Source organism: Paenibacillus xanthanilyticus (assembly GCF_042682185.1).
Lineage (GTDB): Bacteria > Bacillota > Bacilli > Paenibacillales > Paenibacillaceae > Paenibacillus_Z > Paenibacillus_Z xanthanilyticus.
This window is the reverse complement of sequence record NZ_JBHUHA010000002.1, coordinates 3,135,082-3,151,749: the sequence shown is the minus strand read 5'-3', so window position 1 is coordinate 3,151,749 and position 16,668 is coordinate 3,135,082. Positions and strand designations below refer to the sequence as shown.

The following is a 16,668-nucleotide window of genomic DNA, read 5'->3' as shown; positions in this document are numbered from 1 at the left end:
CCTTACCGCCTTCGGTCAAGATGCGCTGTCCTTGCCGCTCCAGCATAACTCGACGCACAGCCCGCCCAATTTCGATTTGCTCAGCTTCAGGCCGGATTCCCCGCCGTACAGGAGACGCAGCCGTTGGTGCACGTTTTTCAGCCCGGATTCGATCTCCTCGTTGCTGGAGTAGATTTTCTTGCCGATCGCTTCGATCGCCGCATAATCAATCCCGCTGCCCGTATCCTCGACCGCGACATGGTTCATCCCGCCCGTTCGCCAACATCGGATCGTAATCATGCCATAGTCCGATTGCTGGCCGAACGAATGGAGAATGACGTTCTCGACCAGCGGCTGGACGATTAACCGGGGCACCTCAAAGTCTTCCATCTGCGGCTCGATCTCGATCCGGAATTCGAAATCGTCGCGCAGCATGCAGTGGATGTCCAGGTAGAAATGAATCAAGTCGAGCTCCTCTTTCAGCCGCACCGTCTTGCTCCCGGTCTTCGTCGTGTAGCGATAGTACTTGCTTAAGTTCATCGTCATCGAGATGGCGGCCTTGTTCTCCTTCAGCTCGATCATGCTCTTGATATACGCCAGCGTGTTGTACAGAAAATGCGGGTTGATCTGCGATTGCAGCTGCTTCAGCGTCGCATCCTTCGACCGGAGCTGTTCTTTGTACACGTCCTCGATCAGCTCTTCGATCTTGGACGCCATGGCGTTGAAGCGTTCGTACAGGAACCGGTACTCCCCTTTGGGCTTGTCCGTCATCCGGATGGAATAGATGCCCTTCTCGATCAAATTCATGTTCTGAATCAGTTTGCGGAACGGAATCTGGATATTGCGATACATCACGAAGGCCAGATATGCCCCCATGAACAGCAGCATGCCGCTGATCACGTAAAACATCGTCTGGTTCCGGCTGATCGGCGCCATGATCTGGCTGATCGGCACGTAATCGACCAAATACCAGCCGAGCGACTCCAGCTTTTGATAATGCACCTGGAAGCGCGTCTTGTCGGACGCGAGCATCATATGGCCGCTCTCCGCCGACGGGTCGATCTCGCCCAGCCGGGGGAGAAGCTCGTCGATCCGCTCCCCGTCCACCGAGTAATTATAGATCGGGTCCGCGCCCGGATGGTACAGGAACGGGTCGCCCGAGCCGTTCGCCTTGAATTCGGACAGGGCGCTGCGCAGGGCCGCCACGCCGAACTTCAGCACGACCCGCATATGCGCCTCGCCCGATTCCGCGGAGTTCTCCGGATACGACAAGATACCCATGAAATAATGCTCGGCGGGGTCGGCATAATACTGCCAGAAGGTATCTTCGTCCGGCAGCTTCGCCGGCAGCGCATTCAGACTGGAACTGCTCTTGATGACGATTCCGGTGCGCGGATAGAGCACCGCGATGACCGCCTTCCAATCGCCGTAGCCGGCCAGCCGGTTGATCTCTTCGGAGACGGTCCGGTTGATGCGGTATTTATCCAGGACGTCGTCGAGCAGATCGGGATAGGCCAAATTTCGGACGTCCGTGCTTTCGTACAGCATTTTCTTATACGTATCCAACCGGAAAAACAGCTGATCCAATTGGTCGGCGAACGTCTCCATCTGATACCGCTTCACCTTGATGATCTCGTCCGTCAACACCTCCGTGCTCGTGCGATTCGACATCGCGAACAGGAGCAGAATCGGGAATAGCAGGATCAGCAGCGTGGCGAGCAGTTTGGTGTAGATGCTGAATCGGCTCATGATCGATCGTCCTCTCCAATACGAATCAGCCTCTTAGATGTTGGCGCTTGAAGGCCGAGAACTGCTTCTTCAGCTCGGCGAACACGACGTCATACCCCGCCTTCTTGAGCGCCTGGATCGCATCGTCGTAATACGCTTCATACCCGGCCAAGCCAAAATTGATCGGCTCGAATTTCTCCTTGTACACCGCCATCACCTGCGCCATCTCGTTCTTCACGGCCGCCTCGTTGAAATGGAACCCGAACAGCTTGGAGATGCGCGAGTTGTCGTCGTTGGTCAGCATGTCGCGGATCACGTCGTCCTCTACGCCGGCCGGCGCGATGAAGTAGTCCTTATTGCGCCACATCCATTCGTACATGAGCGGGTCAGGGGTCAGCTGCTTGATCTTGCCGCCTTCCAGCTCGTAATCCTTCCCCTCGACCCCATAGATCATAAAATCGTAATTGGCTTGGCTGCTCAAAATCCAATTCATGAACATCATCGCGCGCTCGGGATGTTTGGAGGCGGCCGTAATCATAAAGGCTTCGTTGCTCGGCGTCGTAATGAACTTCGGCTTCTCCTTGGCCAGGTAATACTCGCGGAGATTGGCATTCGGGTCGGCGCTCCGCGCCGTCTGCAAATTCTCCATCGCCCTGGATACCGCGCCGACGCGGAACAGCAGCTTGCCCGCATTCTCCTGATCGATCTTCGCCGCCGGATTGCCGACGAGGTTCTTGTCGATAATCCCTTTCTCCACCCAGGACTCGCGCAATTGCGCCACCTTCCGGTATAGATCGGACTCCACGTAACTCAGCATCTCCCCGGAATCTTCGTCGACCATAAACAACATGCGCTCATCCAGGGACGAGTAGTTGCGATCCGTCAATTCGCGCCATAGCATTTCATGCCCGCGGTCGGTTTCCAAATAGCCGTAGTAACTCGGATCGATGGCGTGCATCCTGTCGTAAAACAGCTCCAAATCGGCGATGGACGCAATCTTCGACATGCCCGCCTTCTCCAGCAAATCCTGACGCACGAGGACCGAAGAGAATTTGCCGGCGGACGTGAACGCCTGCGACGGGATGGCCCAGAGCTTGCCGTCGATCCGGTTCTGCTCGAAGTTCTCGTCGGGAATATGTTGGACAAGATCCGGCCCGTATTGGCCCAGCAGCGCGTCCAACGGTTGAATATAACCTTTCGTATGGTAGACGGAGACGAAGGGCGCGCCGTACCAGAACAGGTCGTAATCTTCGCCGGTGGATAAGGCGAGCTCCAGCTTCTGCTGGTAATTGGACCACGGAATATAGGTCAACTCAAGCTTGATATGCAACTCGTTCTTCAGTCGATCGTTGAGTTCGTTCTCGACGAAATCACCCATGCGGGCCGATCGATCGCCAGGCATGATCATACGCAAGGTGACCAAGGATGCCGATGCTTCATCCGCTTCCCGATCCGCCGTATCGACAACTTGAACCCCCGGCGAGCTCGATAGCTCGGGGGTTAGATAAGGGTTGTATACGATGTAGAGAAGCGATACGACAAGCACTGCGATTATACCGATGACAGCCGATTTCATCCTCTAGCGCGTCCTCCTTCGCCATGGCGTCTCTATGCTAGTCTACCTGAATTCTACGGGTGTGAATACGGTTACATTTACAGTCGGGGATTGGGAATGCAGCATTCAGCAAGGCTGATTGGTTTGCGTTCACAATCTGGAGATTGGGAATGCAGCATTCAGCAAGGCTGATTGGTTTGCGTTCACAATCTGGAGATTGGGAATGCAGCATTCAGCATCATAGAAGAAGAGCACATGAATATTAGCATCATGTGCTCCTTACTCCATGCCTAGATTAGTTCATAAACTCGATGAACTGCAAGAACCGTTTGATCATGACGGCGGCTTCGGCTCGGGTGGCATAGGCGCCGGGATCGAGCGTCGTCTCCGATTTCCCTTCCATGATGCGAGCGGCGAGCATCTCCGCCATCGCAGGTTCGGCCCATGCGCTCACGGAATGGTGATCCGTATACTTGGCGGGGAGGACCTCGTTGCCTTCGATGGAGCGGTTCACCTCATTCAGCGCTCGGGCTACCATGACCGCCATCTGTTCGCGCGTGATTCGTTCATGGGGGTTAAAGGCGCCGTCCGCGGATCCTTCCACGATCCCCGCGTGCGCTGCCACCGCAACGGCAGCCGCGAACCAGTCGCCTTGGGCAACGTCGCTAAAGGTAGTCGCGACTGTATCCGGCGAATGCCAGCCAAGGGCACGAACGAGCAGGGCCGTGAATTCCGCGCGGGTAATCGGTTTGCCCGGCGCAAAGCCGTTCAGCGTCACTCCGTTAACGACCTGCTTGGCGGCCAGCAGTTCGATATCCGAACGCGCCCAATGGCCCTGGAGATCGGCGAACGCCTTCTTGCCCGAGACGACCGCATACATGCTGTTCCCGTTCCGCTTCATGACGACTTCCGTATGGTCGCCGATCGTTCGAACGATTGCCGGCACGAAATGGAATGCCGCCTTCGCCGGGTCGAAGAGGAGCGCGGTCGTGGTCGCCGGATCCGTTGTTCCCGGCAGCACGATCGTTCTTTCGACATAGGCGCCGCCGAAGCTGGCAATTTCGATCGTTTGTCCTTTCGCTTGAGCGAATAGGTGGTAGTCCAGCGCAGGGGCAAGCAAGGTCAGCCCCTCTTTGCCCGCTTGTTCCGCCAATTGATCCGCCAGTTTGCCCGCGACTTTGTTCACAATGATGCTCAGCGTCGTCTCATCCGCGCTCGCGCCGAGCTTCGCCGTGACAGCGGTCAAGCCTAACGCGCCGACGGGAACGTTGTAGCTGCCGAAATCCGTCTGCACGACGATGGACGCACCCGGCAATTCAGCCGCCTCCGCCAGCGCGGAGGCAGGAATATTGACTTTCACGCTGCCGCCGTCGTTGTCCAACTCGATAATCACCGCATGCGATTGCCCGTTCGCTGCGTGGTTGCGAAGCGCGCGGAACGCATCCTGAAGCTTCTTCCCATCGAGGGTTGCCGCTATTTCGGGTACGCCCTGCTCGTTCGCCGCCCGAACGACCTTGACCGCATCCTGCCCGAGCTTGATTCCGTCGGCCGATACTTCAGGCGCCGGTACCGCAGGCGGTACGGAGCCGCCTCCGGAGGATGGGGTCGGATCGGATGCCACCGTCACCTGGAATTGCTTCACCAGATTGCCGTCGGCAGACTTCGCCGTAATGACGGTGCGGCCGTCACCGACCGCCGTGACCAAGCCCGCAGCCGATACATAGGCCATCTTAAGGTCGGCGGAAGACCATACAACCCGCGTATTGCCCGCTTCTGCCGGAGATACCGTGACGTCGATCTGCTTGCTTGCGCCCGGAGTCAATCGGATGTCGCCCGGCGTATTCGCCGTTAAGCCCGTCACGCTCACCGGAGCCTCGGCGGCGCTGTTGGCTACCTCCACGCTGCCCAGGTTCAACCACCCGTCCGACTGCTGCTCCGCATTGGCGAAGCGGAACTTCTTGGCGTCCGCATTGATATGCTCGAGCGGATTCACGACGCGCATCAGAATGCGATAGCTGCCATTACTCAAGGCTGGATTGGCCGTCGATTCGAACAGCTTGTTCTGATCGAAGCCGTTCGTATTGGGAAGAATGCCGTTCAGACTCCAATCCGGATGCCAGATGCGGATGATGTCATCGCCCGATTGGGCGGCCAACTCGATCTTCCAATCGTCATAGAACGGCGCGACGCCTCGGTTCTCGAGTTCGACGCCAACCCTCAGAGTTCCATCGGATGCGTCCAGGTAAGCGGCAGGCACATGATAGTCATACCCCATGCTGCGCGAGCCTTCCGTCGCTCTCGCGAGCGGCACGGCAGCAAGCGGCGTCTGGAAGATGCCCTGCGCAATGAGCCATGAGGCGTGCGTCAAGTCGAGACTCGTGTAATAATCCTCGCCCTGCGCGCCCTCGATCGGCGTCTGCGGTTCATTGTATCTTGGCGGATCGTTGTTCCACATTTTCACTTGAATTTCCGGTCTCATCTCGCCGCCCATGCTGTTGTTCTTCCAGAAGTCGGCGACGCCCGCGTCGTTGACTCTCCCCCAGAAATGCCAGCCTTGGCCGCCCAGGCTTGGCGGGAGCGTCTGGAACGCGAACGAGTCGTCATGATAGCCGACATCGAAGTTCTTGGTCTTCAGGTCGCCGCTGTCCTTCGGATAGCGCAAGACGAGCTGCGTTTCATTAAAGGCGTTGTCCATTGCGGTTAGGACCCGCTTCAGGTTGGCGTCGGTCGGCATCAGGTTCGGCGACTTCAGATTTCCGTCGTATGGATACGTATGCCACTCGCCCCAGAAGCCGATCAATCCGATCATGAGAGCGCCGACCCGGGGATCGCCGTCATAACGCTCGCCGAGCGCGCCGATGAAATTGTCCAGCGCGTTCAACAGGCGCTCGTCATTATAGTCGGGCGCCAAACTCGTGGCATTCTTGCCGTTATCGAATTCCGTATAATTGTACGTCTTCAGCCCTTGATCGAGCAGGAATTGCGGAATGCCCGAAGGTTTGTTCGGATAGTCCAGATACACCCGGAATACGGCCTGATTGCCTCTGGCCGCCACCGCCGCCAGCCTCTTGTCCAGCTCCGTCCAATTAAAATCATCCAGATTGTTCATCAGCTGGCGAAGCGGCAAGTAGAAGAACTCCATGCTGTACGGCAGCTGCGTCGGCCGGTCTCTCCAATCGTCGCCGCTCTTGAAATACGCTTCCTCCGAAGCATCGTAGAACGGCAGGAAACCTTTGAGCGGATTATCCACCGGCGCGGGCTGATATACCAAGGCATGCGTACCCGACGCGGTCGCCCAAGCCGGCGGGCTCGGGTGGTCGGTAGGCGGAGTCGTCGTTCCCCCGCCGGAACCGCTCGCGCGGCCCGCTAACGCATACAGCCCGATTTGGTCGAGGCTGAGGACGTTGTCGGCTTGATTGCGCGGGCCGAAGCCGAATTGGATCTGCAGCACCTTGCTGGCGTCGAATACCGCATCGCACCCATCGCACCCCTGCCATGTGGACTGAGCGAAGGCGCTCCACGGAATTCGGACCATGCCCTTGTAGCCCGCCGCGATCGACAGGGAGCCGCCGCCGAGCGCGGTTGTTCTCCAGCCCTCGGTTCCATGATAGGACTGCACGGTCCCGCCTGCTTTCAGCGAGAACTCGCCCTTCGGCGCATCCGTGACAAGCGACAGGTTCAAGTCCATCGCCTTGCCGCTTGGCGACGAATGGTTGACCCAGAAGGTGAGCCCGTCGAAGCCCGACCAATTCGAGTCCGGCCCGGTGAACGCCGCGCGCTTGATATTGGCCCAATCGGATGCAGGCTTACCCGGAGGCGGAGACACCGACAGCTTCATCGCCTGACGGCCGTCCGAATAATGGACGTCATCGAGCGTGCGAAGCGCGGAAGGTTCTCCAGACTCCCAGTCCACGCGCCAGACGGTCTGCAGCGCGGCATCGTCCGCGTACGATTCGAAATCCTCCAGCGATCGGTCCGCCCGATAGAGCCGGATATCGTCGATCGTGATGACGTTATGCGCATAACCGGCCGGCGGGTACCCGAACTGCAGCCCGGTTACTTCCTTCGGATCCAGCGCGGTTGTACATTCGGCCTGAACGCCGCCGCACTGCCAAGCGGATTGCGTGAATTGATCCCATGCGATTCGGACGACGCCTTGGAAGCCGGCTGGCACGCGCAGCGAGCTTCCGTTGAATGCCGCGGCGCGCCACGTTCCATCCGCCGCGAGCGTGAACGCCGAACCGCCTTCTCGGAGCCCGAACTCGCCCTTGGCCGCCGGCGTCAGGAGCGCGACATTTAAGCTCACATCCTTATTATCGGTCGTCTTGTTGTTCACCCAGAAGCTTAACCCGTCGAAGGGCGACCAATCTTTCTTGTCCGCAGGGATGGCATGCAGGATATTCGACCACTCCGAATTCGCGTTCGCGACCGTCAGCTTCAAGCCTTTGCTCCCGCTCGCTTGGCCTAGCGCCCTTGTCACGGAGCCCGGTTGGTCCGACCATGCTTCCGTCCATGCTTGCGCCAGCGTAGCGTCATCGGCATAGGATTCGAAATCCTCGATGAGCCCCGGCACTGCCGAACCTGGACCAGGATCGGGATCCGAGCCAGAACCCGAATCGGGTTCATACCTGTCCGTAAAATAGATTTCGTCGATATAGATCGTACCCGTCATATCCCACGAAGCTTGCGCGATCGCGATGCTCCAGATGGTCTGCGATAGGTCTACGCCCTGAGCGGGCAAGTCGATTACCAAATCTTTGTAACTTGTCGTGATCGTATCGCCGCTGAATTGTCCGATCGTTCTCGTGACGCCGCCGATCGTGACGCTTACCTTATTCTCTTCGCCGCCGGCGGCTCCTTTCACCCGAATGACCAGTTTCCCCGTATCCGAGACATTCCGGCCTACATTCGTTTCTAGTCGCGACATATTCTTAACCTGCAGTGCCAGTGCGCCGTCTTCCGCCACGCCTGCGCCGCTGCCATTGGCGAACCCGCTGGAACCGGTCCATTGACCGAGATCGTTCTGCGTGCTGCCGGACCATGCCGGCGTCCCGTCGTAATTATCCACGAGCAGCCGCTTCGGCAGCGGCGGCGGCGAAGTCGGAGGTGTAGAGCAAGGCGCTTCGCACTCTCCGATCAGCACCGGACCCAGATTGAGCCAGCCGTCCTTGTCTTGATCCGCATTCGCGAATCCGACCTTCTTCGCCTTGGTGCTCATCGCCTCTAGCGGGTTGACCACCTTCATGACCAAATAGTAGTACCCGTCATTCAAGCCCGGAGCGGCAATCGACGCATCGAAATAATAAGGTTCGCCGAAGGGGACGTACTCCGGATCGCCGGGCACGTTCCATTCCGGATATGTTCGGATTTGCAAAGGCATCACCTTCGTTATATCCCATGTCGTATCCCATTGCTTCACAAGCTTGCCTGCCGCGTTCTTCACGCCCAGCTCGACCTGCCACGGGTACGCGAATGGCGCGACGCCATTGTTCTGAATGGTGACGCCAACCTTGAGCGGGTCGCCTTGCGCGATATCGTTATAATAGGCGCTCTTCACCTGCAAATCGTAGCCCATCTTGCGGACGCCCGCCGCGACGGCAGCATCGTCGGCCTTATAGCCGCTAATCCCGCCATGGTTGATCATCCAGGTCGCATGCGTCAGTTCGATATCGTCCAGCGCATCGTCCACATTCGCGCCGCCGCTGAAGAAGCTGCTCTGAATTTCCGGCCGCACTTCCCCGCCGACTGTCTCCGTGATCCATTTGTTCTCCGAGCCCGCTTCCAACATGCGAGTCAGGAACGAATAGTAGGCGCCGCCCATGCTCTCCGGCTGCGTGACGCTCTGCGGCGGGCTGCCTTCCTTGTATCCGAAGGAATCATCGTGGTAGCCGAAATTGTGTGACGATGCGCCGGGCAAGCCGGGATAGCGGACCTCGAGCTTGGTGCGGTCGAAGGCGGTATCGTAGGCGGAGAAAATCGCTCCGATCGTCTCGGCGCTCGGCATGTAGTTCGGCAGCCCATCCGCGGCATCCTCGTCATAGGGGTACGTATGCCACTCCCCCCACAAGCCGACGAGGCCCATATGAATGAATCCAATGCGCGGATCCCCGTCGTACTTGGCGCCGAAGGCTTTAATGAAGTTGGTCAACGCGGCAACCATGAACGGATCGTCATAATCGGGTTCGTCCTGGTCGAAGGTGTCGTTATGACGCATTTCAACGCCGCTTTGGTGAATAAAGTCGGGGATGGCGTCTTCTTTGCCCGGATACTCCAGATAGACCCGAATCGCCGCCTGATTCCCTCGCGCCGCGATGGCATTCAGCGCCGGCTCTAGCCCGGTATCGAAGGTAAAGGAATCGGGGCCGTTCATCACCGCTTTGAGCGGAATGTAATGCCATTCCAGGCTGTGGGGGAAGGAATTGTCCGTCTCCCACGGATAGAACGGCGCGAACCCTTTCAACGGATTGTCCAGCGGACTTGGGGCATAGACCAAATCGTGCTTGCTTAGCGCGTTATCCACCGCGGGGCTGGGATAGGGGTTGGTCGGCACGCGCGTCGGTTCCGAGTCCGCATGGACGGGGCTTGCCGCATTCCCGACGAACGTGCTCAATAGCAAGCATGCGATGAGCAGTACTTGAATGATGGTCTTCCTGTTATCGCGTACGGATAAGGGATTCATCGACATCCTCCTCTTCTAAATTTATAAGCGTTATCATTAACAACCGACCCTCCTTGTCTGTCGTCCGTCATCCGGCCGGCAGCAGACGAATCCGGACTTCTGAAAGTCCGGATACCTGCAGCGAGATCGTTAACCTTTATGCGCGCTGAAGGCGATGCCTTCGATAAACTGCTTCTGGAAAATAAAGAAGAGGATGATCATCGGCACGACCGCCATGAAGGCCCCGGCCATTAAGACCGGATAATCCGTCCCGAACATGGACACGAGGGTCGCGATGCCGGAAGACAGCGTCATTTTCTCGGGGGAGCTGTTAATAATAAGCGGCCATTGCAGCTCGTTCCAAGCCCACTGCAATTGAATGATGACGATGGCGACCAGCGCCGATTTCACCAGAGGCAGCATGATGTGCCAATAGATTTGGAACGGATTACAGCCGTCCAGCACGGCCGCCTCTTCCAATTCCTTGGAGATGGTCAAGAAGAACTGCCGCAGCAGGAACGTGGCGAACGGGCTAATCAGCGAAGTGATCCACAGCGCGGTCACGCTGTTGACCAACCCCAAGTCGCTCATCATCATATATTGCGGCGTATAGAACACCGGGTTTGGCACCATCATGACCGAGAGGATCAGAACGAAGAGAAGCGAGCTTCCCGGAAATTTGATTCGAGCAAAAGCGTAGGCCGCCATCGAGCTGAAAATAACCGGAAACACCGTCTTCATGAACGCCGTAAACACCGTATTCATGTAATAATGCGGAAACGCCGATTGCTTGATCGCCTCGATATAGCCTCTTAGGCTGGGCGCGCTGGGCAGATACCGGATCGGAATTTGCGTCGCTTCCGTCGTGGTCTTCAGCGACGTCAGCACCATCCAGACGAATGGAACGAGCATCGCAATGGCGCTGATAATAAGAATGCTATGAACGACGATGTTGACCTTCCTCGCCGACGAGATGTGCATGTCTGCTCCCCCTTCCTAGTCGTAGACGACCCATTTTTTCTGGAACGCGAATTGAATCCCGGTCAGGATCAGGTTAATGACGAGCAGAACGTTGATAATCGCGGCTCCATAGTTGGGATTGAAATAAACGAAGCTGTTCTGATAGTAGGCATACACGAGCGAGCGTACCGCCGGCAGCGCGACGTTCGTCTTCCCGATAATGAGATAGATGGAGTCGAAAATCTGCGTGGCGCCGATCAGCAGGATAATGCTCGTGAAGAACAGCGTCGGCGTCAGCATCGGGATCGTAATGTAACGGAACTTGTTGAACCGCTTGGCGCCGTCGATGTCCGCAGCCTCGTAAAGCGACTTCGGTATGCCTTGCAAGCCGGCGAGAATGAGCAGCATATTCATGCCGATCGCTCCCCACACGCCGACGATCACGAGCACGAACATCGCGTAATGCGGATTGGACAGCCACGCCATGCGGGTGCCAAGAATATGGTTGATAAGACCGAAATCCTGCGCGAACAGCACCACCCACACCATCGCGGCGGCGGCCGGCATCGTCACTTGCGGCAGGAAGAAGATGACGCGGTACACGGACAAGCCTTTGATCTTCGTGTTCAGCAGCACGGCGAAGATCGTGGAGAGTACCAGCGTGACCGGCACGAACAGCGCGACATAGTAGAGCGTGTTGCGCAGGTTCTGCCAGAACTCCTCGTCGCGGAATAATTTCGCGTAGTTATCAAATCCGACCCAACGATTGACGAGCCCGAAATTCTCCGACTGCTGGAATCCGAGCAGAATCGATTGGACAACCGGCCAACCCCAGAACACCAAGGTGCCGATGAGCGTCGGCGCGATCATGAAATAGGCCCATGCATATCTGCTTCTGGCATGCAATCTAACCACTCCCTATCATTCGAAGACGTCCCCGGTCGCCCGAGAACGTCCCCGATTCGCTATATGATGGACAAAGAGCTTCACCCTTCAGGATCCCCGATTCTCGCTCCCCCTTCCCCCTCCGCCGAGGGGAACCAGAAGGTTAAGCATGTGCTTCCGAAGTCGTTTTTCTCCGAAAAACGTTCACCTCTGGACTCTGCTAATTAGCATGACTCGATTCGCGGCCGTCCTTGATGTGTCCTTTCGCGATGAGCCCGCGTTGTCCTAAGGGACAAAGCTTTTGTTCGAGCTTCGTTCGAGACGGTACGCCTTGGGGTTTGAACCTGTCACTTCGCACACTTGGCGAGACTTCGTACCGACCCTCGCTTTCGTCCGCTCTCGCGGACACGCTTTACGTTTTCAACTACAACATGAATGGTTGCATAATTTCCCGGACAAGGACGAAACGCTTATTTCGTTTCCTCGATCGCCTGATTCATCATCTCGGCGACCTTCTTCGCGGCTTCCTCGACCGGCATGGCGCCGCCCCACGCTTGGGACATGATTTCGGGCTCCTTCGCGAACCAGACCGGGTACGCCAGCGTGCCGCTCGGATATGGAATCGCGTCGGCGACCTGCTCCGTGAAGATGTTCAATTTCAGATGCGGTCTCGACTTCAGCCACGCGTCCTGCGTGCCGTTGAACGCCGGGATCGCCGCGCCCATCTCCGCCGTGATTTCCGACGCCCGCTTCGAGCCGAGGAACTTGAGGAATTCCCACGCCTCCGTCTTGTTCTTGCCGGCCGCGGACATGACGTTGCCCAAGCCGTTGATGATATTGCCGCGCTTCGACTTGCCGACGGGCAGCTTCGCCCAATCCCACTTGCCTTTAATCACTTCGCTGCTGTCGATGTCGCTGATCCGCCAGGAGCCGTCGAAGATCATCGCCAACCGGCCGGACTTGAACATCTCGGTCGCTTCCGTATCCGTCATTTGCTGATGGGTCGGCGACGCGCCGTCCTGAATCATTTGGTAGCGGGCTTGCAGCGCTCCGATCGTCGCCGGCTCGTCATACCCCGACTTGCTCAGATCGTCGGATAGGATGTGCCCGCCGTTGGCGAGAATATCGTTCCAATAGCCGGTTTGCGTATCGAGCTTCGCCCCGAAGCCATAGATGCCTTTGTCCGGCTGGCTCAATTGTTTGGCTGTCTCGGCCAGCTTCGCGTACGTCCACGTATCGTCCGGATACGGAATGCCCGCTTGATCGAACAATTCCTTGTTATACGCCAAGCCGATCGTGTCGAAGTCCTTCGGCACGCCGTAGTTCTCGCCGTCCAGCGTATAGATGGAGGCCAGGTCCGCCGCGTAATTATTCAGATCGATTTCGCCCGCTTGCACCTTGCTCGTGATCGGCTCCAGAAATTTGCCGCTCGCGTACTTGATGAATTGACCGCCATGCATCCAGAAGACGTCGGGCAGCGTGCCGGATGGCGCGGCCGCGGACATTTTGGTCCAATAATCCCCCCAAGGGATGACTTCGACCTTGACCTTGATGTTCGGATGCTCTGCCGTAAACTCCTTGGCGATCGCTTCCATGGCCGGCTGCTGAATTTTATCCCAGATGGAATAGGTCAGCGTCACGTTCTTTTGGGAGCCGCTCGCATCTCCCCCGGCATTGCTGCCCGGCTTATTGTCCGGCGCGTTGTTGACGTTGTTGCTGCAGGCAGCCGTGACCAAGGCGAGCGCCGTGACCATCAGCAGCGAAAACTTGTTTCTTTTCCCCATTCTGACTTCCCCCTACTAAAGTGATTTAGGCAAAAATTTGCGTAAATCGCATTGCGAATCATCTTGCTTGGTTACATTTTTATTGTAGTAGAACTGTACACCCGCTTGAAATGCCTCATTTTTAAGGTGGGATGCCTAATAATTAAGATAAAAAAGGTTTGCATTCACCCCCCATTTTCTCCATACTATGAGTAAATAATTGCGCAAATTATTTCATAACAACGATTAGGAGTGTCTGAGATGACGATCACTGCATTGTCGAGAAAGCCCGGCGAGTACTGGTGGGGCGGCGTTATTAACGAAGGGCATGCGATGCCGTTCGGCGACCGACCGCATTCGCGCGATTTGCGCGTCACGGACGATAATCAAGCCTCGCCTTTATTGCTCTCGAATTTAGGGAGGTATGTATGGTCCGAGGAACCGTTCGCCTTCTCGGTCGAGGACGGCACCCTTACGGTCGATCACGCGCAAGCGCTCGTGATTGAAGAAGGACACGGCTCCCTTCAAGGCGCTTACCGGCATGCCTGCCAAACTTATTTTCCGCCTTCCGGCGTGACGCCCGACAAGCTCGCCTTCACGGCGCCGCAGTACTGCACGTGGGTGGAGATGTTCTATGAACCGACGCAGGAGAAGCTCCTTCACTATGCGCGATCGATTATCGACAACGGCTTCCCTCCGGGCGTATTGATCATCGACGACAATTGGATGCAAGACTACGGCACGTGGGACTTCGACAAGCATCGTTTTCCCGATCCGGCGGGGATGATCGCGTCGCTGCACGAATCAGGGTTCAAAATCATGCTGTGGGTGTGCCCGTACGTAAGTCCCGACAGCCTCACTTTCCGGCAATTGCGTGACTTAGGCGTGCTGATGAAGCATGCCGATGGCACGCCGGTGCTGCGGAGATGGTGGAATGGATACAGCGCGGTCGTCGATTATACGAGCGAGGCCGGGGCCGCGTGGTTCAAGCAGCAGTTGGACCGGCTCGTGGCCGATTACGCGGTGGACGGGTTCAAGCTCGATGCCGGCGAGCCGATTCTCCCCGATCTGCTGAACGATGTGACGCAATCCGTCGCGTGGCCGAACCCCGTCCGCCCCATGGAAGATTGCGAAGCCTATGCTCGCCTCGGAATCGGATACCCGCTTAGCGAACTGCGCATGTGCTGGAAGCTCGGCGGGCAGGCGCTCATCCAGCGGCAGCGCGACAAGACGCACTCCTGGGAAGCGGCGACCGGCCTTGGGGGACTCATTCCCAATGCGATCGCGCAAGGTTTGATGGGCTATGCCTACAATTGTCCGGATATGGTCGGCGGCGGGATGGACGGGGATATTAATTCGCCTCATTTCCGTTTCGATGCCGAGCTGTTCGTCCGTTTCGTCCAATGCTCGGCGTTATTCCCGGCGATGCAATTCTCCATGGCGCCATGGCGCGTGCTGAGCGGCGACGAATTGTCCTGGTGCATGGACGCCTTACGCATCCGCACGGCGCTCGGTCCCCTGCTCGCCGAACTGGCGGATCAAGCTGCCGAGGAAGGACTCCCCATTCTGCGCAGTCTGGAGTTCGTGTATCCGCAGCAAGGCTTCCATGCCGTGACGGATCAATTCATGCTCGGCGATGCCATTCTGGTGGCGCCCGTCCTGGTCAAGGGACAGACGGCTCGCCGGATTCAATTCCCGGAAGGCCGATGGCTGGGGGATGACGGCAGCGTCGTCGAAGGCCCGCTCCGCGCCGAAGTGAGCGCGCCGCTATCGCGGCTGCCGTGGTATCGCAAAATCTAATCGCTTCTGTTAGGAGAGGATGCTATGAGGAAGATCAAGTTAGCCGTCATCGGAGCAGGGGCGAGGGGTTTCTTATCCTACATGCCGTATGTCCTGCGTTCCCCGCACGAGGCCGAGGTGGTCGCGGTTGCCGAGCCGCACGAAGAGCGAAGAACGCGATTCGCGGAGGCGTTCAACCTGACTTCGGCGCAGCTGTATGCCACTTGGGAAGAGCTGCTGAGCCGGCCCAAGCTTTGCGATGCGGTTCTCATTTGCACGCAGGATCAGATGCATTTCGAGCCTACGGCGGCCGCGCTCCGCAGAGGGTATCACGTCCTGCTGGAGAAGCCGATGTCCCACAGTCCGGCGGAATGCGTGGAGATGGAACGAATCGCGCGGGAGGAAGATCGCCTGCTCTCGATCTGCCACGTCTCGCGTTACACCCCGTTCTGGCAAACCGTCAAGCAGCTCGTGCAAGACGGCAGGATCGGGCAAGTCATGTCCATTCAACACAACGAGAACGTCGGCTACCTGCATTACGCGCACAGCTTCGTGAGAGGGAATTGGCGGAACGACGCGCTCGCTAGCCCCATGATCTTGGCAAAGTCATGTCACGATATGGACCTGATCCGCTGGATCGTCGACGCCGATTGCGCGAAGGTGAGCTCCTTCGGTTCTTTGGGCCACTTCCGGCTCGACCAGGCGCCCGCCGGCTCGACCGACCGCTGCACGGACGGCTGCAAGGCGGAATCGACGTGTCCCTATTCGGCGCCGCGCTTCTATATGCAGGACCTGGAAGCCAATCGGTTCGCGGCGCTCATCGCCGATCCGCCGACCGAAGCGAATCGCATGAAGGCCATCCTGGAAGGTCCGTATGGCAAATGCGTGTACCGGACGGACAATAACGTGGTGGATCACCAGACGGTCAATATGGAATTCGAAAATGGCGTGACGGTCATGTTCAGCATGTGCGGGTTTACGCGCGATATGAATCGCATCGTCCAGATTATGGGGACCCAAGGAGAGATTCGCGGCAATTTGCTAAGCGGACGCATCGAGCTGTTCGAATTCGCCTCCGGGACGCAGACCGTCATTCCGGTTCCGGCCGGCGAAGGCGGTCATCAAGGCGGCGACGACGGGATCATGCGGCAGTTTCTGTCCGACCTTCGGCATGAACGCTACCGGGATACGCTGACGTCCGCGGCCGCCTCGCTGGAGAGCCATCTCATGGCCTTCGCCGCCGAGGAATCCAGACGCAGCGGAGGGACCGTCATCGACATGAAGCGTTATCGGCAGTCGCTTGCCGCGGCTTCGTGGGACGATGCGGGTGAGCAGACGCATGGATCCCAATCGGGATAAGA

8 protein-coding genes are annotated in these 16,668 nt (G+C 57.8%); 2 read left to right on the top strand and 6 right to left on the bottom strand.

The window, feature by feature from the left end; genetic code table 11:
* Positions 1-15: 15 nt before the first annotated feature.
* The 6 genes from ACFSKT_RS31295 to ACFSKT_RS31270 all read right to left on the bottom strand — a co-directional run bounded on the left by ACFSKT_RS31295 (position 16) and on the right by ACFSKT_RS31270 (position 13,549).
* Positions 16-1,728: a sensor histidine kinase gene (locus tag ACFSKT_RS31295; RefSeq protein WP_377717038.1), complete on the bottom strand. Its 1,713-nt coding sequence runs from the start codon at positions 1,726-1,728 to the stop codon at positions 16-18.
* A gap of 25 nt (positions 1,729-1,753) precedes the next feature.
* Complete coding sequence (locus tag ACFSKT_RS31290; protein ID WP_377717036.1) at positions 1,754-3,283, bottom strand: ABC transporter substrate-binding protein; 1,530 nt, start codon at positions 3,281-3,283, stop codon at positions 1,754-1,756.
* A gap of 274 nt (positions 3,284-3,557) precedes the next feature.
* On the bottom strand, positions 3,558-9,941 hold the full coding sequence (locus ACFSKT_RS31285; RefSeq protein WP_377717034.1) for an S-layer homology domain-containing protein: 6,384 nt from the start codon (positions 9,939-9,941) through the stop codon (positions 3,558-3,560).
* Positions 9,942-10,070: 129 nt separating this feature from the next.
* Complete coding sequence (locus ACFSKT_RS31280; RefSeq protein WP_377717032.1) at positions 10,071-10,901, bottom strand: carbohydrate ABC transporter permease; 831 nt, start codon at positions 10,899-10,901, stop codon at positions 10,071-10,073.
* Positions 10,902-10,916: 15 nt separating this feature from the next.
* Positions 10,917-11,795, bottom strand: a complete 879-nt coding sequence (locus ACFSKT_RS31275) for a carbohydrate ABC transporter permease (protein ID WP_377717030.1) — start codon at positions 11,793-11,795, stop codon at positions 10,917-10,919.
* Between the two features lie 440 nt (positions 11,796-12,235).
* Positions 12,236-13,549 carry an ABC transporter substrate-binding protein gene (locus ACFSKT_RS31270; RefSeq protein ID WP_377717029.1) on the bottom strand — a complete coding sequence of 438 codons (1,314 nt, stop codon included), beginning with the start codon at positions 13,547-13,549 and terminating at the stop codon, positions 12,236-12,238.
* A gap of 240 nt (positions 13,550-13,789) precedes the next feature.
* On the opposite strand from ACFSKT_RS31270, the gene ACFSKT_RS31265 reads away from it, so the two are divergent.
* Positions 13,790-15,328 (top strand): glycoside hydrolase family 31 protein, encoded by a 1,539-nt coding sequence (locus ACFSKT_RS31265; protein WP_377717027.1) that lies wholly within the window; start codon positions 13,790-13,792, stop codon positions 15,326-15,328.
* A gap of 24 nt (positions 15,329-15,352) precedes the next feature.
* Complete coding sequence (locus tag ACFSKT_RS31260) at positions 15,353-16,666, top strand: Gfo/Idh/MocA family protein (protein ID WP_377717025.1); 1,314 nt, start codon at positions 15,353-15,355, stop codon at positions 16,664-16,666.
* Positions 16,667-16,668: the final 2 nt, after the last annotated feature.